Annotated in this window: 21 protein-coding genes and 1 pseudogene; 9 read left to right on the forward strand and 13 right to left on the reverse strand. The window is 69.9% G+C overall.

Annotated features, from left to right (window positions below):
• Positions 1 to 54: 54 nt before the first annotated feature.
• Positions 55 to 294, reverse strand: coding sequence for a hypothetical protein (locus HMI60_RS20215; protein WP_143467411.1), 240 nt, complete (start codon positions 292 to 294; stop codon positions 55 to 57).
• A 676-nt stretch (positions 295 to 970) separates the two neighbouring features.
• Between HMI60_RS20215 and HMI60_RS20220 the strand changes: the two genes are divergently transcribed.
• Positions 971 to 1,111, forward strand: a complete 141-nt coding sequence (locus HMI60_RS20220; protein ID WP_193591233.1) for a hypothetical protein — start codon at positions 971 to 973, stop codon at positions 1,109 to 1,111.
• Between the two features lie 140 nt (positions 1,112 to 1,251).
• Here the strand turns inward: HMI60_RS20220 and HMI60_RS20225 are convergent, their stop codons facing one another.
• From HMI60_RS20225 to HMI60_RS20245, 5 genes are all read right to left on the reverse strand, one after another.
• The gene (locus HMI60_RS20225) at positions 1,252 to 1,791 is read right to left on the reverse strand and encodes a chlorite dismutase family protein (RefSeq protein WP_193591234.1); all 540 of its coding nucleotides are present in this window, start codon (positions 1,789 to 1,791) and stop codon (positions 1,252 to 1,254) included.
• Between the two features lie 58 nt (positions 1,792 to 1,849).
• A protein-coding gene (locus HMI60_RS20230; RefSeq protein WP_094067111.1) for an IS3 family transposase occupies positions 1,850 to 3,237 on the reverse strand; the annotation gives its coding sequence in 2 pieces (ribosomal slippage) (positions 1,850 to 2,895 and positions 2,895 to 3,237; 1,389 coding nt in all).
• A gap of 146 nt (positions 3,238 to 3,383) precedes the next feature.
• A complete protein-coding gene (locus tag HMI60_RS20235; RefSeq protein WP_094067112.1) occupies positions 3,384 to 5,300 on the reverse strand; it encodes a cation-translocating P-type ATPase in 1,917 nt (638 codons plus the stop codon).
• On the reverse strand, positions 5,297 to 5,656 hold the full coding sequence (locus tag HMI60_RS20240) for a helix-turn-helix transcriptional regulator (RefSeq protein ID WP_047692694.1): 360 nt from the start codon (positions 5,654 to 5,656) through the stop codon (positions 5,297 to 5,299). Before HMI60_RS20240 ends, HMI60_RS20235 begins: the two co-directional genes overlap by 4 nt.
• A gap of 86 nt (positions 5,657 to 5,742) precedes the next feature.
• Positions 5,743 to 5,898, reverse strand: a complete 156-nt coding sequence (locus tag HMI60_RS20245) for a hypothetical protein (RefSeq protein ID WP_193591235.1) — start codon at positions 5,896 to 5,898, stop codon at positions 5,743 to 5,745.
• Positions 5,899 to 6,138: 240 nt separating this feature from the next.
• Between HMI60_RS20245 and HMI60_RS20250 the strand changes: the two are divergent.
• From HMI60_RS20250 to HMI60_RS20270, 5 genes and pseudogenes are all read left to right on the forward strand, one after another.
• Positions 6,139 to 6,264, forward strand: a pseudogene (locus HMI60_RS20250) (disulfide bond formation protein DsbA); the annotation flags it as partial.
• A gap of 31 nt (positions 6,265 to 6,295) precedes the next feature.
• A complete protein-coding gene (locus HMI60_RS20255) occupies positions 6,296 to 6,616 on the forward strand; it encodes a vitamin K epoxide reductase family protein (RefSeq protein WP_052209902.1) in 321 nt (106 codons plus the stop codon).
• Between the two features lie 300 nt (positions 6,617 to 6,916).
• The gene (locus tag HMI60_RS20260; RefSeq protein ID WP_070424263.1) at positions 6,917 to 7,153 is read left to right on the forward strand and encodes an antitoxin VbhA family protein; all 237 of its coding nucleotides are present in this window, start codon (positions 6,917 to 6,919) and stop codon (positions 7,151 to 7,153) included.
• A complete protein-coding gene (locus tag HMI60_RS20265) occupies positions 7,153 to 7,959 on the forward strand; it encodes a Fic family protein (protein ID WP_070424262.1) in 807 nt (268 codons plus the stop codon). The genes HMI60_RS20260 and HMI60_RS20265 overlap by 1 nt, the downstream gene beginning before the upstream one ends.
• 7 nt (positions 7,960 to 7,966) lie before the next feature.
• Positions 7,967 to 8,557 (forward strand): recombinase family protein, encoded by a 591-nt coding sequence (locus tag HMI60_RS20270; RefSeq protein WP_070424261.1) that lies wholly within the window; start codon positions 7,967 to 7,969, stop codon positions 8,555 to 8,557.
• A 328-nt stretch (positions 8,558 to 8,885) separates the two neighbouring features.
• Here HMI60_RS20270 and HMI60_RS20275 read toward each other — a convergent pair whose 3' ends face one another.
• Entirely contained in the window at positions 8,886 to 9,284 is a 399-nt protein-coding gene (locus HMI60_RS20275) for a hypothetical protein (RefSeq protein ID WP_070424260.1), read from the reverse strand.
• A 255-nt stretch (positions 9,285 to 9,539) separates the two neighbouring features.
• Between HMI60_RS20275 and mobC the strand changes: the two genes are divergently transcribed.
• Genes mobC through HMI60_RS20290 form a run of 3 tightly spaced genes read left to right on the forward strand, consistent with a single transcriptional unit; the run spans position 9,540 to position 12,520 of the window.
• Positions 9,540 to 9,938 carry a plasmid mobilization relaxosome protein MobC gene (gene mobC / locus HMI60_RS20280; RefSeq protein WP_108720366.1) on the forward strand — a complete coding sequence of 133 codons (399 nt, stop codon included), beginning with the start codon at positions 9,540 to 9,542 and terminating at the stop codon, positions 9,936 to 9,938.
• Entirely contained in the window at positions 9,935 to 11,644 is a 1,710-nt protein-coding gene (locus HMI60_RS20285) for a relaxase/mobilization nuclease domain-containing protein (RefSeq protein ID WP_108720367.1), read from the forward strand. Before mobC ends, HMI60_RS20285 begins: the two co-directional genes overlap by 4 nt.
• Before the next feature lie 15 nt (positions 11,645 to 11,659).
• Complete coding sequence (locus HMI60_RS20290; protein WP_108720368.1) at positions 11,660 to 12,520, forward strand: hypothetical protein; 861 nt, start codon at positions 11,660 to 11,662, stop codon at positions 12,518 to 12,520.
• A gap of 70 nt (positions 12,521 to 12,590) precedes the next feature.
• On the opposite strand, the gene HMI60_RS20295 is transcribed toward HMI60_RS20290, so the two are convergent.
• The 6 genes from HMI60_RS20295 to HMI60_RS20320 form a co-directional block, all read right to left on the reverse strand.
• Entirely contained in the window at positions 12,591 to 13,265 is a 675-nt protein-coding gene (locus HMI60_RS20295; RefSeq protein ID WP_227453743.1) for a DUF4913 domain-containing protein, read from the reverse strand.
• Positions 13,262 to 15,061 carry a type IV secretory system conjugative DNA transfer family protein gene (locus HMI60_RS20300; RefSeq protein ID WP_108720369.1) on the reverse strand — a complete coding sequence of 600 codons (1,800 nt, stop codon included), beginning with the start codon at positions 15,059 to 15,061 and terminating at the stop codon, positions 13,262 to 13,264. Before HMI60_RS20300 ends, HMI60_RS20295 begins: the two co-directional genes overlap by 4 nt.
• Positions 15,058 to 16,533 (reverse strand): ATP/GTP-binding protein, encoded by a 1,476-nt coding sequence (locus tag HMI60_RS20305; RefSeq protein ID WP_207307474.1) that lies wholly within the window; start codon positions 16,531 to 16,533, stop codon positions 15,058 to 15,060. The genes HMI60_RS20300 and HMI60_RS20305 overlap by 4 nt, the downstream gene beginning before the upstream one ends.
• A gap of 77 nt (positions 16,534 to 16,610) precedes the next feature.
• The gene (locus HMI60_RS20310) at positions 16,611 to 18,119 is read right to left on the reverse strand and encodes an SCO6880 family protein (RefSeq protein WP_193591236.1); all 1,509 of its coding nucleotides are present in this window, start codon (positions 18,117 to 18,119) and stop codon (positions 16,611 to 16,613) included.
• Complete coding sequence (locus HMI60_RS20315; protein WP_161976635.1) at positions 18,106 to 19,815, reverse strand: hypothetical protein; 1,710 nt, start codon at positions 19,813 to 19,815, stop codon at positions 18,106 to 18,108. The genes HMI60_RS20310 and HMI60_RS20315 overlap by 14 nt, the downstream gene beginning before the upstream one ends.
• A 4-nt stretch (positions 19,816 to 19,819) precedes the next feature.
• Positions 19,820 to 20,572: a hypothetical protein gene (locus HMI60_RS20320; protein WP_108720350.1), complete on the reverse strand. Its 753-nt coding sequence runs from the start codon at positions 20,570 to 20,572 to the stop codon at positions 19,820 to 19,822.
• Positions 20,573 to 20,581: the final 9 nt, after the last annotated feature.

Consider the following 20,581-nt stretch of genomic DNA (forward strand, 5'->3'; position numbering starts at 1 on the left):
ATTGGACTCCTGGTTCACGCCCCACGCTGGCGGACTTGCTATGAACCACCGGCCTCAACTCATCCTGACCCGTAGGGCACCGCCGCGCCCACCCCACACCAGGATCCAGGTCAGATGCCCGTAGCGACTCAGAGCGTCGTAGGAGGCGCCCACCAGGCCCGCGATCAACCACACGGCGATCACCGTTCGCAACGCGCCGTGGGTCCACCGCACCGACAGCCGTGTCAGCTCAGGATCGACCGGCGGGGGAACGGAGGGGTCGCGGGCATGGCTCCCCGGTCGCGTCGCGCTCACGTGTGCCCCCTCCGCACTCCCCGACTCACGCACTGCCATCGGCACGCGAAGCGTGTCCCGTAAGGGCCCGCCGCCGATGTATTGCGAGCGCCCTTGACGGTGTGCTCCATGTTCTCGACCCGGGCCTCGTGAGGGCGCTGACTGTTGCCTTGGCCGCCGCCCTCTCACGTCATGCGACGCGGACCGTTCTTGTCCACTCCGGGCCGAGCGTGAACGGGCTAGTTTGGGCGCGTGCGAACGCCTGAAGAACGCCCCTCGGGGGCCCGTTCGCCCGTCTGGGCGGGCTGAGGGACGCCGATGAGTTCTGCCCTGGAAAGACCGGCGGAGTCCCGACGGATACGCACCGCTTATGCCAGCTCCTTCGTCTTGTGTCTCATCATTGGTCTGGTTGGCCTTGTCGCGTTGGTCCTGGGTGGGGCACCGAGTGATCCGGGCCCGGGCCAGGGTGCCGATCTCGGTCGCTTCCGGCTCATCGCGACGCTGGTTGCCGTCGCGTGCATGTCACTCTCGATTGCCGGGGCACTGCTGCTCCGGCGGAGGTGGCGGCGCCGTCGAGCCCGCCTCATCTTCGCCGTCCCGCCAAGCTGGCCAACGCCGCCGGAGCGGTGGTCACCTCCAGTCGGTTGGAGCCCCAGCTCAGAATTCCCAGAACCGCCGTCGGGCTGGCAGTTCTGGCGTGAACATTGAGCCAGGCGTCAACGCCCCGTCGATTACGGCCCAGCTTTCAGCCGTCGTCGACACGTGGCGAACCGTTCGGGGTCACGCCCGCATCTGCCGCGTTGAGGGCGGGGACGCTCGCCCGCATCTGCCGCTGTAGGGGCGGGGACGCTCGCCCGGTCATGCCGCGATGGGCGTGCGTTCTTGCCCGGTGAGCCATCGTCTACTGAGATAGCCCGTGTGCTCGTGGACCCGCCATGAGCACACTTGTCCTGTCGGCAGAGCCGGGAGCAGGGCGGGTCACCGCGCGAGGCGGATGTCGACATCTCGTTCTACGTAGCCCCACTCGGGGGTCGTGCGGAGTCGGTCTACGAGCTCCTCGAACGCGGGGGCGTCTTGGGGGGCGTACTCGAACCAGGTGAGGAAGTCGAAGGGCTCGCCCAGGTCATGGCCGTGGTAGAGCTGGCGCGCGACTGCCGGCAGGTACTCCAACCCGACCGCGATGTGGTGGGAACTCTCCTCGAGGAGGTCACGGCGTTCGTCCTGAGCGAGCTGCCACCAAGCATCGGACTTGGTGATGGGGATGAGAGCCGCCCGGGTTGCTTCGGGCCGGCCGAGCTGTGGCTGCTTGGCGTCCAGTGCCTCCTGCTCCTCGCGTCGGGTGTAGCGCGTGTAGCTCGTCGTCCCGCGCAGCACCCAGGCCGCCTCGACGTCGCCTGCACGTGACCCGTCGAGCACGGCCAACCGTGAGACCACCGGCAAGGACGGACCAGTCACCGGCTCGATGCGTTCAACCTGCCAGGCGCCCACCCGGCCTCCGGCAAAGACGTTGAGCGGCATGGAAACGACGTTACCGCACCCCTGCGGAATTTGTCAAGGTAGTTGAGGCCGGTGGGTGTTAGGCGGCTAGCTCGATGCCGGTGTTGTCGGCGGGTTGGTTGATCCAGGCCGTCGGTGGGATGGCCAGGATCTTCGGATCGCGGTTGGTGGCGAATCGTTCGGGGTTGCGGGCGCGGGCGGCGGCCAGGACGAGAGCCCGCTCGCCAGCCTTCGCCGCGGCGAGGCCGTAGTGGACGTCAGCGGGGGTGTTCAGTCCGATGCCGGTGTGGTGGTGGTGATGGTTGTAGCCGGCGACGAAGTCGGCCATGAACGACCGGGCGTCAGTCAGGGAGCCGAAGCGTTCGGGGAACACGGGCGCGAACTTCAACGTCTTGAACCACGCTTCGGAGTAGGGGTTGTCGTTGCTCACCCGGGGCCGGCTGTGTGACTTGGTGACCTCCAGGTCCGCCAGGAGCGCCGCGACGGTCTTGGACGTCATGGACGTGCCCCGGTCGGCGTGCACGACCTGCGGGATGCCGTGGACCCCGAAGATCTCCTTCATCATCTCGGCCGCCAGGACGGCGGACTCGGCCGCGTGCACGTGCGCGCCGACGATGTAGCGGGAGTAGATGTCGATCATCACGTAGGCGTCGAAGTAGGTGCCCTTGATGGGCCCGGCGAGCTTGGTGATGTCCCACGAGTAGACCTGCCCGGGGGCGGTGGCGACGAGCTCGGGGATGGTCCGGGCCGGGTGGCGGGCCAACCGGCGGCGCTCCTTGATCTGCGCGTTCGCGGTCAACACCCGGTAGATCGTGGAGATCGACCCCAGATACACGCCCTCGTCGAGCAGGTGGGCGTAGATCTGGATCGGGGGCAGGTCCACGAACCTGGGGCTGTTCACGACCGCCAGGACCTCGGCCCGTTCCGCGTCGGTGAGCTTGTTCACCGGCACCCGGGCCCTGGTCACCACCGGGGTGCGGGGGCGGCGGGTCGCGGTCGCCCGCGACACCCCGACCAGGATCGCCGCGGCCCGGGTCGGGACCCCCGCACCGGTCAGCTCACGGTAGGTAGCCATCAACGCGTGGTGTGCTCGGAGTCGTCCCGCGATCTCTTGGTAAGCACGTCCAAGAGATCGTGTGCTTTTCCCATGATCACCAGCGCCGCCTCGGTCGTCACCAACCTCCGCTCGGCCTTGTCGAGCTGACGGCGCAACCGGGCGATCTCCGCCTGCTCGGCCGACAGCCGCCCGATCTTCTCCCCAGGTTGTTTCCCCGCGAGGACCCCTGCGTCACGCATCCGGCGCCACTCGCTGACCAGCGAGGAGTACAACCCGTGCTCGCGCAGGTACGCACCGCCCAGGCCGCTGGCGACGGCCACCTCGTAGGCGGCCAGGTGGTCAAGCTTCTGCGCCGAGGAGAACGACCTCCGCGAGGTCGGACCCCCCGAACGAGGTCCGGGACTGGGCATACGACCATCGTCGCGCACCGCGATCAAAGACGAACTCATGATGATTGGACTCCTGGTTCACGCCCCACGCTGGCGGACTTGCTATGAACCACCGGCCTCAACTCATCCTGACCCGTAGGGGATCGCCGACCCGATGGTCGCAAGCATCAGCTGCCGATCTGCGGCGTATGGGTTCGGGCGGCGCGCAGGCCGTTGAGGATCACGATGACCTCGGCGACTTCGTGAACCAGGACCACGGCAGCGAGCCCCAGGACACCGAAGAGGGCGAGTGGGAGCAGCGCGGTGATGATCAACAGAGACAGGATGATGTTCTGGTTGATGATGCGGCGACCCCGACGGGCGTGGTCAAACGCTCTGGGGATGAGACGCAGGTCGTGGCCGGTGAACGCGATGTCGGCGGACTCGATCGCGGCGTCCGATCCGGTCGCGCCCATCGCGATGCCGATGTCGGCTGCCGCGAGAGCGGGCGCGTCGTTGATGCCATCGCCGATCATCGCGACCGGTCCTGCCTCGGAGAACGCTCCGATCGCGGCGGCCTTGTCTTCAGGGCGCAGTTCTGCGCGGACGTCGACGATCCCCGCCTGGGCGGCAAGGGCCTGCGCTGTGCGGGTGTTGTCGCCGGTGAGCATCGTCATTCCGACCCCCTGGCTTGCGAGGGTACGGACGACCTCGGGGACCTCGGGGCGTAGTTCATCTCGGACGCCGATCGCGCCGACTGGCGCTCCGTCTCGGTGCACGATCACGACGGTCATGCCTTGCTCTTCCAGTCCCTCGACCCGGTCGCCGAGCTCACCGGCGTCGAGCCAGCGCGGGCTGCCGACGGTGATCGTCGAACCATCGGCGGTGCCTTCGATGCCGTGCCCCGCCTGCTCAGTCACATCCGCCGCTGCCGTGACGCCCGGGGCGGCGGCGGTGATCGCCGCGGCGAGAGGATGAGTGCTGTGGTGCTCCAGCGCAGCGGCCCATGCGAGCACCTGTGCCTCGGTCAGGCCGTCGACGGTGAGGACCGCGGTGACGGCAGGCTCGTTGCGGGTGAGAGTGCCGGTCTTGTCAACGGCCACGTGCCGGACGGTGCCGAAACGCTCGAAGACCGCTCCAGATTTGATGATCACTCCGAACTTGCTCGCCGCGCCGATGCCGGCGACGACTGTCAGCGGGACGGAGATCGCTAGTGCGCAGGGCGAGGCTGCCACCAGCACCACGAGGGCGCGCGTTGTCCACAGCTCTGGATCGCCCAGCAGCGAGCCGATGATTGCGACCAACGCAGCAAGAATCAGGACACCAGGGACGAGCGGTCGGGCGATCTTGTCGGCTAGGCGGGCACGTTCGCCCTTCTCGGTCTGCGCCTTCTCGACCAGCTCCACGATCGTGGTGAGCGAGTTGTCGGTGCCCGCCGCGGTCGCCTCGACTTCCAGTGCGCCGGTGCTGTTGATTGCGCCAGCCGAGACTGCGTCACCGGGCTCGACCTCGACCGGGATCGATTCGCCCGTGATCGCCGAGGTGTCCAGGCTGGAGCGTCCCGCCCGGACGACGCCATCGGTCGCGATCCGCTCTCCCGGGCGGATCACCATGAGCTGGCCGACGGTCAGGTCTTTCGCCGCGACCTCGACGGAGGCTCCGTCGCGCAGCACGGTCGCGGTGTCCGGCACGAGCTTCAGCAGCGCCCGCAGACCACCGCGGGCGCGATCCATCGCCTTGTCTTCTAGCGCCTCGGCGATGGAGTACAGGAACGCGAGTGCGGCCGCTTCCTCGACGTAGCCGAGGATGACCGCGCCGATCGCACTGATCGTCATCAGCAACCCGATGCCGATCCTGCCCTTGAAGAGCCTGCGGACCGCGCCAGGTGTGAAGGTCGACGCGCCCAGCAGCAGGCCGATCCAGAACAAGACCAGAGCCACGGTCTCAGCCCCGGACCGCTCAGAGATCAGACCACTGAGAAAGGCGACACCGGAGAAGATCGGAACCAAGACACCGCGGTCCTTCCACCATGGCCGCTCCGCGCCCTCAACCTCCTCGCCCGTCGGCGTCGCACTCTCGTGCTCGCACCCACACGCCGCGCTCATGCACCCGCTCCAGTCCCGCAGCAGCCCGGCACCGTGCACGTCGAGTCCACGCAGGGAGCCTGCTCGTCCACGGCGAGTGTCACGTCCACCAGAGCGACGAGGGCCGCAGCGAGATGTGGGTCGGCGATCTCGTAACGAGTCTGCCGTCCTTCGGGCTCTGCGACGACGATCCCGCAGTCTCGCAAGCACGTCAGATGGTTCGACACGTTCGAGCGAGTCAGCTCCAGCTCGTGCGACAGCACAGCCGGGTAGCTCGGGCTATCAAGGAGGGTCATCAGGATCCGGGAGCGCGTCGGGTCCGCCATGGCCCGGCCGAGCCGGTTCATGACGTCGAGGCGCGAAGCAATAGTCAGCATGTGCTGAACTATACAGTGCTCGCTGACCTTTTGTCAGTCTGGCTATCCGCCACGGAACACGCGAGAGGTCGCAACTTCAGCTGCGCTCAGGCGACCGACGACTCCGCCCTGGCAAGGTCGACGCAGCACACCGAGGGCGTGTCGAGCCTGTCTGGGTTGTCCAGGCCTCGCAGATGGCGACGGGTCTGCCCGTGCTCACCGCGCACGTGGTGGTCGATGCCGCGTGCTTCTACGACTGGCACGTCACTTCCGAATCCCTCGGTATAGTTCAGCGAACGTTGACCTATGGGCCTGGCAGAACGCCGGGAACCAGACCTGGAGGCCACTCTGACTCGCAGTCGGCAGATCTCTCTTGCACTCATCGCGGCGGCCTGATCGCTCTCGTCGTCGCTGTACTGCTCACCCGACCGGACTCTTCGTCGCCCGGCGCGGACGCTCCCCAGGGTTCACTCGAGAATCTGGTCCGTCCCGACAGCCCACGCATGACCGATGGTGATCAGGTTCAGCTGGTGGAGTTCCTCGACTTCGAGTGCGAGGCGTGCATCGCCCTGTACCCCCATGTGGAGGACATCAAGGACCGGTACGGCGACCGTGTCGAGTTCGTCGTGAGGTACATGCCTCTTCACGTGAGCTCGGTCAATGCTGCCTTGGCCGCTGAGGCTGCAGGCCGGGGTTACTCTCGCCGCCATCTTCGTCCACTGGCTCATCTGGGTGAGCCTGTATCGGATCGGCGCGTTGTGCCCGTACTGCATGGCCGTGTGGGCGGTCGCCATCCCACTGTTCGTGATCGTCACCCAACGAAACCTGCGCCTGCTGCCAGGCCAGACCGGCTCACGACGGGCCTGTACGGGCACGTGGGTCCACGCCTACCAGACTCCAGCCCTGGTCGGTTGGTTCCTCCTGGTCGCCGCGTTGAGCGCGGTGCGCTTCTGGGACTACTGGATCACACTCCTCGCCTGATCGAGGTCCTTCCTCACGTCCGACATGTCGATGTCCACGTACGTCGAGGTCAACGCGTGCTGCGGGCCGCCGACCTCACTCCAGAGCTCGTCGACGCTGCCACAGAAGCCCTCCTCATGAGCCACCGAAAGTTCTCAGAAACACGCCTCGAAGCGATGCGATTCACACCAGAGCGCCGACACGCCGAGCATCGGTCAACCGAAACTCACCACCGAAACCTAGACGCACCGAAACCACCGCTGGACCGTTTTCGGTTGCTCCGGTAGAATGGTCTCAGACCCAGGAGAGGGGAGCCCCACCGTGGCTACGAAGTTCGACATCGAGGACCGCTGGCCCGAGCTGTTCGTGCAGCTCGACGAGACCCAGCGTCGCGCCGTGGTGCAGTCGCTCGCCAGCGCTTGGCACGAGGGGTGGACCCCGAACCGCGAGGACGTGGAGAACCTGACCGACGAGGCCCGCGGCGCGATCGACGCCGAGGAGTACCGCCGGCGCGCCCACGCCGCCGCGCGGCGACGGACGGTCGCCGTCGCGCGCTGATGGCGTTCGACACCTGGGAGTCGTACTTCTACCCGCCGCCCGACGAGGGCACGCTGCGCAACCTGTTCGACGAGCGCGACCCGGTGGTACTGACCAGGTTGGAGTACGTCGAGACTGCACGCCGGCAGCGCGAGCTGCTGGCCGGTCAGGTCGCCATCCCCAAGACCTACGACGCCGACCATGTGCGGGCGATCCACCGGCATCTGTTCCAGGACGTCTATGCGTGGGCGGGGGAGTTCCGCAGCGTGAACATCTCCAAGGGCGCCGGCCGCGGTTTCGGGGACGTCAAGACGGGCGAGGTCGACCAGCTCCTCGACGACGTGCGCAAGCGCGTTGCCGGCACCGATTGGGGACGGCTGGACCGCGACACGTTCGCAGAGCGAGCCGCGACGGTGTTCGCCTACCTGAACCAGGCGCACCCGTTCCGTGAGGGCAACGGACGGACCGGGAAGGTGTTCATGGAGCACGTCGCGGAGCGATCGCGCTTCACTCTCGACTTCGGCCAGGTGACCCCGGACGTGTGGAACCAGGCATCGCAGCTCAGTCGGCCCGACATGTTCTCCTACGCACCCGAGCCGGCCTCGCTCGTGCCGGTGTTCCGTGCGATCGCTGCGCCGCGCACGAGCGGGCCGTCGACGTCGGCGCCGCCTGGCCCTGGACGCTCGGCTGCGCGTGCGTCCTATCCGCGGGCTGCGACTCAGGCGACCAACCAGCCACCCCAGACAGGACCGCAGAGAGGCCCCCAGGCGCGCCACGGCGGCCCGTACATGCCGGGCCGAGGCAGCGGAACCGGACAGGGGAGGTGAGGCCGTCATGAGCAACCTCGTGGGCTACGCACGAGTCTCGAAGCGCGAGCAGAACCCCGAGGCTCAGGAGGCCGAGCTGCGTGCCGCCGGCGTCGAGCGTGTGTTCGTCGACCACGGCGAGTCAAGTCGGGTCAAGGACCGCCCGCAGTGGCTTGCGTGCCTGGACTACCTGCGTCCCGGCGACACCCTCATGGTGCGTCGCCTCGACCGCATCGCAGGCAGCGAGACGATGGCGATCCAGACCATCAACGAGCTGCACGAGCGGGGCGTGAACATCAAGAGCCTGACCGAGCCCGATATCGACACGACTACCCCGATGGGGCGCGCACTGTTCGGCATCGTCGCCGTGTTCGCGCAGCTCCGCGTCGACACCATCCGGGACAACACCAGGCGCGGCCTGGCGCACGCTCGTGCTCAGGGCCGTGTCGGCGGCCGACCGTCGGTGATGACGCCCGAGCGCATCGCGGCGGCCGTGAAGATGCGCGCCGAGGAGCACAGCGTCGCGCACATCGCGAAGGTGCTCGGAGTCGGCGCCTCGTCGGTCTCCCGAGCCCTCGCCAAGGTGGACGACGAGGCCGAGGCGACCGTCTCGCCGTAGGCGGTCCTGACCGCTCCTGCCCATCCCCCCGATAAATGCCGCCCTGCACACCACAGACCCCCGTCAAGGGTGCGGCGTAGCCGCATCACGCAGTGACGCGGAGCGCCCTTGACGGGGGTCTGTGGTGTGTGATCCTTCGGCGTCGGGGGGAGGGGGACCGTGCACCCAAGGAGGCCGTGCACGGGCCGCACTACCTCGACGCGACCGAGCAGCGGAACGGGACGGTGCGGCCTGTGTGCGGGCGGGCAGATGGGTCCCGCTGTCCACCTGTGGGCGGGTCCGGCCCCGGCGTTAGCCGGAGCCGTCCACAGGTGGTCAGGGGGCAATGTCACGCAGCGTCCTGGTCTCCCTCGACCGCGGAGCGGTCATCGCTCGGAGCAGTCGGCTCAGGAGCCGGGGGAGCGGGCCGCGAGGCCGCGGGCTTGCGCGCAGCGCGGCGGCGCGTACGAGCCTTCTTGTCAGGCTCCGGCAGGCCGATCTTGCGCAGCTCGTCGGCGGACCATCCCGCGCTCACGGCGGCGTTGTACGCCTTGACGTCGGCGCGCTCGGCGTCGCCCACCCGCTGCGCGATGCGGGCTTCCAGCTCGGCCCGCTCACGGTCGGTCTCCTCGCGCACGTCTGCGACGTGCTGACGAGCCTCGACGGCCTGGCGAATGGTGTCGATCCGATCGTCCAGTACGCGCTTGGCGCGGTCGATCGCTTCCTCTGGTGTTGGTGTCGTAGCCATGACTCCATCGTACGGAGTCGTGTTGTCTACGTCGACGTCTCGCGTCGACTGAAAAGCATCGTCGCGGCGGAGCCGCGACCGCTCCCGTCTGCCGACGTGAGCAACCCCGAATCGAGTCCCAGACGGAGCAAGCTAAAGACTTAGCACGGCTAAGTGGCTTGAATCCTCGACTTGGCGCCGCGGATCGGGCACACTAAGAGTGTGGTCCCCGCACGAGGCGGGGTCGCTGCGCTGGGCTGGAAGGCAGGTGATCTGATGAGCGAGGAGGCTCCCAAGGGTCGCCTGTTCGCGCGACGTCGCCGGGCGAACGTCGACGGTGGGCGGCAGCACCGTCACGAGGTGAAGGTGTCGCCCGAGGAAGAAGGCATGTTGCTACGTCTCGCGGAGGCGCAGCACGTGACGATCCCGCGGCTGCTCGTCGAGTCCGCGCTGGCGTCCGCGACGTCGGAGACTCCCACCGAGCGGCGCAACGCGATGGCCGAGCTGTTCGCGCTGCACCGGCTGCTCGCGGCCGTCTCGAACAACGTCAACCAGATGGCTCGTGCGACCAACGCGACCGGCGAGGTGCAGGCGGAGATGAGCGCGACGCTCGACGCCGTGCGCCGTACCGCGGTGCGCATCGACGACGCGATCGACGGGCTGAGCCTGCCATGATGCCGAACGTTGTCCGCGGCGACAGGATGGCCGGACTGCTGACGTACCTGACCGGTCCGGGACGCGCGAACGAGCACACCGAACCTCACCTTGTCGCCGGTGACGAGGCGATGATGGCGTGGCACGACGACGACGAGCTAGGCCGCGATTCGGCACTGGCGATCGCGCGTCACCTCGACCGCCCGCGTACCGCGTACGACGTGGACGTCAAGGGCGGCCACGTGTGGCACTGCTCGCTGTCTCTGCGAGCCGACGAGGGCGCCCTGACCGACGAGCAGTGGGGAGCGATCGCCCGCGACTTCATCACCGCGATGGAGTTCGATGACAACGAGGGCACGAAGGCTCCGTGCCGGTGGGTTGCCGTGCGACATGGTGTGTCGAAGAACGGGAACGACCACATCCACATCGCGGTGAATCTGGTGCGCGAGGACGGCACCAAGGCGTCGACGCACCACGACTTTCGACGCGCTCAGACAGCCGCTCGTGCACTCGAAGCTCGGTATGGGTTGGAGGAGTTGGAGTCGGTGCGCGCGGAGCGCTCGACGCGCGGGTACAACCCGGCCGAGCGCGAGGCGCAGGCACGTGCCCGTGCCCGCGCGAAGTACGAGCGCACGCGCACCAAACAGGGCACCGAGATGCCGGCGTGGGAGCACCTGGAAGGAGCGGACCGGCAGGCGCGGATCGCGTCGGAGCTGCGCACCGACCAGCCGCGCTACCTGCTCGCATTGAAGGTTCGCGGCTGCGCGACAGCGGCACAGGACGAGGCCGAGTTCGTGCGCCGGCTGCGGCGCGAAGGACTCATCGTTCGACCGCGGTTCGCGGACGGTCGCACCGACGTCATCACCGGCTTCTCGGTGGCCGAGCGGCCCGAGGCCGGGGAACGCCCGATCTGGTACGGCGGTGGTCAGCTCGGCCGCGACCTGGCGCTGCCTCGACTGCGCGACGGATGGCCGGACACGCCCAGCGGAGCGAGCGAGGCGGCCGCGGAGTGGAACGCGGCGAAGCGAGGCCGGCGCGTCGTCGCACCGGGACGTGAGACGGCCGAGCCTGACCCCGAGCTGTGGGACCGGCGCAACGAGGAGCTGCGCGCCCTCGTCGATCGCCTGCGGGGCGTCGACGTCGACGACCGCGACACCTGGGCGACGGTGGCGAGGCAGACCGCGGGCGCTCTGGCCGCGTGGTCGAACGCGACCGAGGAGACGCCCGGCGACCTCGCCGCGGCGGCCGACGCGCTGTCGCGCTCGGCGCAGACGCACGAGCGGACCGTACGCCCGCACAAGGCGGGCACGGTCGCCATCTCCGGGGCGGCGATGCTGCTCGCCAGCGCAGCGCGCGGCGGTCAGGGGACCGTGGCGCAAGCGGTCATGGTGCGGCAGCTCCTCCGGCTGACACAGGCCGTCTACGACGCCTCAGTGGCCGCCGGCCAGGCACGGCAGGCGAGGCTCCTCGCCGAGGACACCCGTGCGCGGCTCGTGCGGCTACGTGAGGCCCTGCCGGCACCTGCCGCGGTGGGCGCGGCCACGCCGGCGGGCACGCCGTCGACGAGCCCGAAGCTCGACCCGGAGGCACAGGCCGTGCTCGACCGGCTACGCGCTGGGCAGGCGCACGACGCGACGCGCGCAGCGTCGCCGCTGCCCTCGAAGATCGAGCCAGCCAAGCGTGCAGAGACGATACGACCGGGCGCAGATCGCGGACCGGAACGATAGGAAGGAGGGCCGGTCATGGCCGAGGAAACCGACGGCATCGAGGAAGCGTTCGAAGGCCAACTACGGGTGCTGGTCACCGCTGCCGGACAGGTGGGGGAACGACTCGCGCGCGCCCGCGAGGAGGCGCTTCGCAACGCACAGGCGCGCAGCGAGCAGGAGCACCGCGAGCTGCAATCGCGCATCGAGGCCGAGCGGCGCGCCGCCCGCGTCGAGATGGCGAACGTGCACCGCTCGGACTGGTGGGACCGTGCGACACCCGAGCAGATCGGGCGCACCTACCAGGTGGCCCGTGCGTGGTCCCAGGAGGACCCCGAGGCGGTTCGTGCCGAACAGCGGGTGCGTGACGAGGTGCGCGCACGGTACGGCATCGAGGTCAACGACGCCGGGGCCGACCCGGAGGCGGTACGCCAGCGCATCCGGCTCGAACTGGATCGCGCCGAGCGCGACCGCGCGGGCGGGGATGCAGAACGGGGACGCTCCGCGGCCGAGCAGGCCGAGGCACAGCGGCTCCTCGCGCAGGCCAACCAGGAGGACCAGCGTGCCGAGGAGGCCAGGGCAGCGGCCGAGCACGAGCCGGACCCCGAGGAGCGGGCACGCGCGGCCGCCGAGGCCGAGCAGCGCGGAGCGACGGCGGACCGGGCACGGGAGGACGGGCGCACCCTGTACGACAGCGCCGAGCGGCGCGAGGGCACCGCACGCGACCTCGAAGCCAAGGGCATCAACCGGGAGGCGGTGGCCACCAGGATGCGCGCCGACGTCAGCCAGGCCAAGCCGGCGACCGAGGCCGTCAAGGCCGGTGCCGCGGCTCGCACACCCAAGGCTCGGAAAACTCGAGGACGGGCCGCGCAGGTGCAGCGCACCGGGCTCGATCGGTGACCGCCGGGCGTCACGCACAGCAGAGAGGGACCGCCACCCCACGGGGTGCGGTCCCTCTCGTGAGTGGAGGTCAGTGCGCGTCGTCGACGGGCGGCTCGTCCGTCTCCTCGCGTACGTCGGGGAACATGCCCTCCGGCGGTGCCACGTAGGGCAGCGGCTCGCCCCGCTTGGACGTGTTCTCCTCGCCCTCCGTCGCGGTGGCGAACGGGCCGTCAGGGTCCATCAGCACCGCCATGTGGTGGTCTGCGTGATCGCGCCACCACACGCTCATCCCGGTGGCCGCGTCCTGGCGCAGGTGCTCCCACGATCGCCACAGAGCTTCGAGACGAATCACTGCCTCGTCGTGCTCCCACCACCGGCCGGCCCAGCACCGATGCCGGCCGTCGATGCGCCGGCGGTAGACGTTGCGCAGGTACTCGCGTACGAACTCGTCGACGCTGCCGTAGTACAGCTCCGGGGCCGGCTCGGCGTCCTCTGGCCCCTCGACGTGCGCGGCGATCGCCGCGGCCGCCGCCTCGTCGGCGCGCCGGCGGATCGCTTCGCGCACCTCCGGGGTCATGAGCTTCTTGACGGCCTCGTGCGCCGCGGTCGAGACCTCTTTGCCGACCGCGGACTGCACCGCGGCGTCGACGAGGTGCCCGGCCAGCGATCGCACGTCGACACCGAACGTCGGCCCGTCGGGCTCGTCGACGTCGATCGGCTGCGCCTCGACGCCTTCCAGCTCGTCGTCTCCCCAATCGCTCACGAGGGTGCTCCTTCCGTCGACAGGGCCGCCTCGACGGCCGCCAGCTCGCTTTGAGCCTCGCGGATCGTGCGCTCGGCCTTCGGGTCGTGCGCAGCGATCGAGGCCGTCACTGCGTCAGCGTGCGGGCCGGTCATCCACGGCACCGTACGGATGAGCGTCGGCCGAGAGCCGGAGGACAGGACGACGGCGCGGCCCTTCGGCATCGCCGCCAGGTCCGCGACGTCGAGGATGCGCTCACGGTGGAGCTGCTGGGAGACGGTGCGGTGGCCACGGCCGTAGGAGGTCGAGGAGGACAGCCGGTCGTAGTCACCGATGACCTTCGACAGGTGCTCCAAGAAGGCGTCCTCGTCGACGCCACCGCCGTAGACCTTGACGTTCGACGCCGACCAGAGCTTGCGCATCCCGGACTCGCCCCACACCTCGACGCCCTGGGACCAGGACTGCAAGATCGTCATCAGGACGATGCCCCGGCTGCCGTAGTGGGAGTACAGGTCGGGAAGTGCGCGCCACCGGCACACGTTGGCCGCCTCGTCGAGGACCCCGAGCAGCGGGGTCCTCAGCCGGCCGCCGGCGGAGCGTGAGGCCAGCTCCTCCGCTGCCTCGACGACGGCGACGGTGAGCGCCGTCACGAGCGGGCCGGCGGTGCCGCGGCCCTCCTTGGACAGCGAGTAGAGCGTGCCGCCGTCGGCACGCACGAAGTCCTCCGGGCTGAACTGCTTGCGCGGGTCCGCGGCGCCCTGGGGCGTCACCCAGCGCGCCACCTGACGATTCGTCAGGCAGGACGCCATCTGCATGGCCGTGCCGAAGATGCCCCCGCGCTGCTTCTCCGGGGCGGAGACGACGCCGGCGACCTGATCGGCCGTGAGCGCGAAGTCGTGCTCACGCAGAATGTCGACGGCGGTCTCGTCGGTCGGGCGCGTCAGCCACGTGTAGACGTCGGTGATCGGCCGATGATCGAGCGCGGCGGCGAGCAGGAGGCCGGCCAAGAGGTCTTGGCCGGCCGGGTCGAAGTAGGCATCGGTCTTGGCGCCAGGATCGCGGCTGCCCGACGCGAAGTGCTCGGCCAGGCGCGCGGCCTTCACCTCGTCGGTGACGTAGGAGAGCGGGTTCCACCACCAGGTAGGTTCTTCGAGCGCGATCGCCTGCGGGTCGAACGCCCACACCGGGCCGGCGGCGGCCCGCACGTCCCTGGTCGCGTCGACGACGTCGCGCTTGTTCGAGGTCACCAGCACGGAGCCCGGCGCGTCCAGGATCGCCGGCACCGCCCGCGAGGTGGTCTTGCCGGTGCGCGGACCCCAGATATCGATGTGCATGTCCTCCCACGAGCCGTAGAGCTGCTGGCCGGCGGCGACCGTCCGTCCGATCGGCACGCCCGGCGCGCCACTGACCCCGAGCCGTTCCGCCTTCGCCGTCACGCTCTTGCGGCTCAGGTCCTCGACGTCGCGGCCGCGACCCATGTAGGAGGCGGCGCGGTCGACGCGGGAGCGGCGCCGGCGCATGCGCCGCAGCGCCAGGCCGATCAGCACACCGAGCGCCAGGAGCAGCGCTCCCATGACGCCGAGGACCCACCAGCCGGCAGCACCAGGCCACGTCAGGTCGCCACCGAGGAGCCCGAACAGGACCGAGAACGGGTCGGCGGGCACCTCAGTGCCCGTGCCGGCGAAGCGGTGCCCGAGGTGCATCGCGGCGTAGACCGAGCCGACGACGACCACCACGAGCACGACGGCGATCCAGACCAGGACCGCCTCAGCAGAGAGGCCGCCGGGGTCCCGGCGGCGGTTGTTCGGGGTGCTCATGTGCTCGCTCCTTCGACGGCCCGCAGCGCGCGACGGCCCACGCGAGACTGCTCGTGCCACAGCTTGTTGGTGTCGTTGATCGACAGCTCCGTGGCGGTGAGCTGCACGTTGACGGGGATGCCGGGGCGGCCGCCGACCTTGACGAGGAACTTGCCCCGTCCCGGCGGTTCGGCCTCGCGGCCGGTCGAGGGGTCCCAGGCCGGCGGGTCCTGCCAGCCGATCAGCAGCTCTTGCTCGGCCTGGGAGAAGGGCACCGCGGCGCTCAACTGAGGCATCTCGGCCGAGGGCAGTCCGCCGCAGATCACCATGCCGGACCGCTCGACGAAGCCGCGGGCCTTCATGCGGTCCTCCTCGCTGGACAGCGCGAGCAGGTCGCTCATCGTGTGCGAGATCATCGCCATGCCGACACCGCGCTGCCGGTTCAGTCGCGTCAGCGCGTCGACGCGATCGACCATGCCGCGCCCGGCGCGCAGCGCGCGCCACAGCTCGTCGAGGATCACGAAGTAGTGCCGGCGCGGTTCCAGACCCGCGTCCGCGAGAGCGTTCGCGACGTTCACCGTGCCGAAGCCGGCTGACCAGCACGCGAGCAGAGTCGCTGCCTGTAGGTCCATCTCGGAGTCGTCGATCGCGCTCACGTCGTAGACCACCGGGGCGTCCCGGCGCATCGGGTTGGTGGTCTGGCGTGCGAACGTCTCTCCGAGTCGCCCACCGCCCACCAGGCCGATGAGGGAGGCTTCCAGGTCCTCCGTGATCGCCTTGTAGCGAGCATCGTCGCCGCGGTCGAGAGCGACGGCGCGCACCTCCGGGGGACCGTCCTGGATCACGCGCAGCAGATCGCCCAGCACGGGCACGCCGTGGTGGTGCTCGTCGAGATGCTTCAACGCCCGGTCGATGATCGTCTCCTCACGATCGGTCGGCGGGGTCGATCGCAGGATCGTCAGGAGCGCCGACACCATCGTGTGCCGGCGCCCGTGAGCGTCCGCGAGGACCTGCGAGGCCTCCTTCTCGAAGCCCGCCTCGCGCAGCCGCGCGGCGGCCTCCGTCGCCTCGCCGGGGTCGAGAATGTTCAGGTAGCCCCGGCCGCGGCCGAGCGTGATGACCTGGCCGCCCAGCGCCTCGATGAGGTCGACGTAATCGGGCTTCAGATCGCCCAGCACCAGCGGCATCACGCCGTAGCCGGCGAGCCCTGTCGCCATGCGCCGCACGATCGTCGACTTGCCCAGGCCCGGCTTGCCGAGCACGAACGCCGACGGGTTGGAGATGAGCTTCGCGCGCTGGAACCACGAGATGGGATCGCAGCACAGCGTCGCGCCGGTGTGAATGTGCCGACCGAGGGGCACCCCGACCATCGGGGTGCCCGTACCGATCGAGAACGGCCACATGCCGCACACCTGCACCGTCGTGCCGCGCCACTCGTCGGCCTGCTGGACGTAGGTCGAGGTGCCCCGGCCGCGGCCCAGCCACCCACGCATCGGCGGCCGCTGCGGACGCAGCTCGCGCGGCTGTTCGACCTTCGCGCTCCCACGCTTCTGACGCGATCGCTTCCCGCTCACAGCTTCTCCCTCAGCTCGGCCGGGACCTTGATGTGCTTGGGCAGCACCAGGCCCAGCGGCAAGGCCGCGGCGAACGCGCTGTCCTGGCTCCCGTAGACGGGACGCAGGCGCAGGCGAGCGGTCGCCGCGAGGTTGTCGATCGCCGCCCGAGCGTCGGCCTGCTTGGACAGGTCCATCACCGTGGCGGTCACGAGCATCCCGAACTGCACCAGGCCCGCGCCGGAGGCCTCCTCCTGCGCGGTGGCCGACGCGGCGCGCACGGCCAGGCTGTCGCGCGCGGCCGGCTTGCTCGTCGAGGTGACCCGGAACTCGGCGGCGCGCAGATCCGCCTCGACGATCGCGGCCGCCTTCGCGGCGTCGATCGGCCGGTACAGCAGCGTGATGCGCTTGCGCGCGATATCGCGGTGCGGTGCCAGGAGCCGCGCCAGGACGCCGCTCTGCACGTTGCCACGGGGTGCCTGCGTCATGGCCCAGGTGCACGAGGTCCCGGAGTCGTGACGGTAGCGGTCCCAGGACGCCTGAGCCGCGGAGGGGCCGACGTCGGTCCAGAACACCTCCGGTGTCTCACCCGCGGCGTGCGCCTCGTCGATGAGCACCGCGGCGGCCGGGTCGTAGGCGACCCGCACCACCTCGCACAGCTCCTGAGCGGACAGGGGATGCGCGGCGCCCGCGCCGGTGGCTTGCAGACCGGCGGTCAGCCCAGGCAGCCGGGCCGCGAGCTCGCGGCCCATCTCGTCGGGCTTGCGCTTCTTGCTGCCGGACCGCTGCGCGGCGGAGAACGTGATCGCCACGAACGCCTTCACGGTCGACGAGCCGGCCGGGTACGAGCCCACCACGTCGGCCAGCATGGCCTTCGAGAACGGCGGTGCGTCCTCGTCGACGTTGTGCTCGACCTCGCGGCGCAGCCGCGTGCCCGAGTCCGGCGCGGTCTCGATCGTGACCGACGCCGCCTCGACGCCGGGCTCGTCGCCCAGGTTCGCGAGCCAGTGGCCCCAATCGGCCACCCACACGTCGATCTGCTCCTGGTCGACCAGCGCCGCGCCGTCGGGCTCGGTGCCGATCACCACGCTGTAGGAGCCCGTGGCGGGCGTGTAGAGCAGCGCGAACGGACGCCCGTAGGAGTCCTGCCACTCACTGAGCCGGGTCGGCGCTGCGAGACCGGGGAGCTGATACGTCCCCCACAGGGCGCGGCCCAGCGGCCCCGAGCGGTAGACGTTCGACCCGCGCGAGCGTGAGGACCACCACGCGATCCGCGCGCCGCCACGGCTGATGACGTTCTTGCCGTGCGAGTCCTTGGTCAGGACCGCCAGCATCACCGCGCCGAGGACGGCCGCGAGGATGACCGCTTCAAGCAGGCCGGCGATCATCACCGTCATGACGACGGCGATGAGCCCTGCCAGGAGCAGCGCGGTCCCGATCGATCCGAGGCCGAGGATGCCCGGTGACGTGGGTCGTCGCCAGTTTCCGTAGGTCCGAGGACCCCTGTTCGTGTCAACGGCTGCCATCAGGACCGCCCCCTTCACCTGTCGATTGCTCACCGAGACTCTGGGCCGCTCCCGCGGCCGCCTGCCCGGCCTTCTTGCCTGCTTCGAGTGCCGCCCCGGCGGCGATGCCGACCGGGCCTGCGGCCGCTCCTGCTGCCGCCGCGCCACCGCCGGCGGCCGCGCCGCCCGCTGCGGCGCCACCACCCGCTCCGGCGCCTGCTGCCGCCGTTCCACCGCCACCAGCCGAGGCGGCGGCCGCGCCCGTGTTCGGCGTGGCGCCACCGCTGGCGTTACCAGCTCCGGTGCCCCCGCCGGCGTCCCCGGCCTGCTGGGCACCCGAGGACTGCGCCTGCTGCGGTGCGTTACCGCCGCCGGTCTCACCGCCGCCTGAGGGACCGGGCGAGCCCTGAGAGCCGCCCTCGCCGTCCGAGCCGGACGGTGCTGACGGTGCCGCGGAGTTGGAGGACCCCGAGCCGCTGCCGGAGGCGAGGCGTCCGATCGCGGCCGCGCCGCTCGGCAGAGCGGCCAGCGCACCGACAGCGAGGGCGCCGCCGGCGCCTCCCGCCATCGCACCGACCATCGGCGTGACGAACCGCATCAGCGCCGGCATCGCGAACAGTGCGATGACCATCAGCATGAGGCCCGTGAGGACGGCGAGGAGGCCGGTCCCGTCGTCGGAGAACACGTCGGTGCCGACGAGCTGGAACGCGGCCGCGTACACGATGGCTGCGGCGGGCTTGTAGAGGATGAAGGCCACTAGCCAGGCGATGCACTTCTTGAACCAGCTCTTGCCCATCTCGGTGTTGGTGAACGAGGCCGACAGCGGCAGGATGCCGGCGAGGATCACCAGCATTCCCCCGCGCGCGACCATGAGCACGATCTGGAACGCGGCCGCGAGGATCGCGATCAGGCCCAGGATGATGATCAGCAGCGCGCCGAGGCCGCCGGCGGCCGGGTTGGTCGTCAGGGCAAGCAGCGTCAGCATGTTCTCGCCGAAGCACGCCGAGTCGGTCGTGACGTCACAGCTCAGCGAGCCGTTGATGATCCACACCGAGAACGAGTCCGCGGCCGCGACGAGCAGACCGACGATCGTCACGCCGGCACCGGCGACGACCACGAGCGTGAGGAGGCTCTTGACGGTCTCGCGGCCCGGCTCAGCTCGCTGCTCCCACGCCATCCGTGCGCCGCCGATGATGACGGACACCACGGCGGCGGCACCCATGTACCACCAGAGGCCGGACTGCAAGAACAGCACGGCGCCGCCTGCATTGCGTGGCCCGGACGGCATCAGGCCAGCCACGATCGCCCCGGCCGCCGAGATGAGCACCACGGCGGAGAGCACGAGGCCCACGCGGCCGACAGCAGCGATGCCCTCGCCCGCCCTCATGCGCGTAGCGATGAGCGCGCCGAGGATGAACAGCGCCAGCACCGCGATGCCCAGGCTGATCCACATCACGTAGCCCATCACCGACGTCACGTTGGCCGAGTCCGGCGCGGACGAGCCGGCGTCGATCGCGGAGCCGCCACCGGAGCCCGTGAGGTTCGGCGTGCCGATGTGCACCCACACCGTTCCCAGCGACGCGATCGCCTTTCCGAACGCCTCCATGACGGCGTTCGCCATGTTCTCGATGGCGTTGCCGACGACCGCCTCAACCCCTTCGTTGACGTGACAGAAGGGGTTGAAGAACGACCAGCCGGTGCACCCTTCGTCGTTCATGACCTCACGCTCCCCAGGAGATGTAGCCGGCCAGGTCGGGGATGTTGGCGACGTTGATAGGGGCGTTGGGATCGGTGACGCTGAGCTTCCAGTCACCGCCCTCCCACACGAGGAGGTAGACCATCGAGAGGTTGACGGTCTGACCGCCTGTCGCGCCTCGCACTGCGACGTCGACACGAGCCGTCTGCCCGTCGTAGGCGAGCAGGCGGAAACCTGCCACCTCGACGCGCACGCCCTGGCCGCTGCCACCGGTGCCGGCACCCTGAGAGAGCACCGCGTCGCGGTGCGGCCCGTCAGCCACGAAGTAGTCGAGCCACGCTCCTACCAGCTCGGAGTCGCTGCCTTGGACGACGGCGTTCGCGGCTGCGAACACAGCGCCTTCGGGAGAGTGCTGGAAGCAGTACCGCACGCCGTCGGCGTTCGTCTCTCCCGGCCCGAACTCTGGCGAAGTCGGGTAAGCCGTCGTGTCCTGGAACGCCCACTCAGCGGCCGGAGCTGCGCTGAGGGTGCCTTCCAGCACTTCGCCGGGGAGTCCGCACACACTCGCGCCGCCCGCGGCCTCCGGTGGCTCGGAGGTCGGGGCGGCGGTGGTGGGCTCCGCCGACGTCGAGGTAGGCGGCGCGGGGTCGGGATCGTCGCGAGTCATGTTGACGATGACGATCACGAGCCCGAGCACCACGATCAGCGCGATGACCACCGTGGCGGCCACAAAGCCGGGTCGGGTGAACGGACTTTGCTGCTCGTTGTCCTCAGCCATGTTCGCCCT

The sequence above is a fragment of the Paenarthrobacter sp. YJN-D genome, assembly GCF_015040335.1.
In the GTDB taxonomy this organism is placed as follows: domain Bacteria; phylum Actinomycetota; class Actinomycetes; order Actinomycetales; family Micrococcaceae; genus Arthrobacter; species Arthrobacter nicotinovorans.

Excerpts from the sequence above, each read along its gene's own strand:
- HMI60_RS20235 (WP_094067112.1), bottom strand. The coding sequence starts at position 5,300 with ATGAGCGCGGCGTGTGGGTGCGAGCACGAGAGTGCGACGCCGACGGGC.
- HMI60_RS20300 (WP_108720369.1), bottom strand. The coding sequence starts at position 15,061 with ATGAGCACCCCGAACAACCGCCGCCGGGACCCCGGCGGCCTCTCTGCT.
- HMI60_RS20315 (WP_161976635.1), bottom strand. The coding sequence starts at position 19,815 with ATGAACGACGAAGGGTGCACCGGCTGGTCGTTCTTCAACCCCTTCTGT.
- HMI60_RS20310 (WP_193591236.1), bottom strand. The coding sequence starts at position 18,119 with ATGGCAGCCGTTGACACGAACAGGGGTCCTCGGACCTACGGAAACTGG.
- HMI60_RS20270 (WP_070424261.1), top strand. The coding sequence starts at position 7,967 with ATGAGCAACCTCGTGGGCTACGCACGAGTCTCGAAGCGCGAGCAGAAC.
- HMI60_RS20285 (WP_108720367.1), top strand. The coding sequence starts at position 9,935 with ATGATGCCGAACGTTGTCCGCGGCGACAGGATGGCCGGACTGCTGACG.
- HMI60_RS20240 (WP_047692694.1), bottom strand. The coding sequence starts at position 5,656 with ATGCTGACTATTGCTTCGCGCCTCGACGTCATGAACCGGCTCGGCCGG.
- HMI60_RS20275 (WP_070424260.1), bottom strand. The coding sequence starts at position 9,284 with ATGGCTACGACACCAACACCAGAGGAAGCGATCGACCGCGCCAAGCGC.
- HMI60_RS20225 (WP_193591234.1), bottom strand. The coding sequence starts at position 1,791 with ATGCCGCTCAACGTCTTTGCCGGAGGCCGGGTGGGCGCCTGGCAGGTT.
- HMI60_RS20320 (WP_108720350.1), bottom strand. The coding sequence starts at position 20,572 with ATGGCTGAGGACAACGAGCAGCAAAGTCCGTTCACCCGACCCGGCTTT.
- HMI60_RS20265 (WP_070424262.1), top strand. The coding sequence starts at position 7,153 with ATGGCGTTCGACACCTGGGAGTCGTACTTCTACCCGCCGCCCGACGAG.
- HMI60_RS20305 (WP_207307474.1), bottom strand. The coding sequence starts at position 16,533 with ATGCGTGGGTGGCTGGGCCGCGGCCGGGGCACCTCGACCTACGTCCAG.
- HMI60_RS20290 (WP_108720368.1), top strand. The coding sequence starts at position 11,660 with ATGGCCGAGGAAACCGACGGCATCGAGGAAGCGTTCGAAGGCCAACTA.
- HMI60_RS20255 (WP_052209902.1), top strand. The coding sequence starts at position 6,296 with ATGCTGCCTTGGCCGCTGAGGCTGCAGGCCGGGGTTACTCTCGCCGCC.
- mobC (WP_108720366.1), top strand. The coding sequence starts at position 9,540 with ATGAGCGAGGAGGCTCCCAAGGGTCGCCTGTTCGCGCGACGTCGCCGG.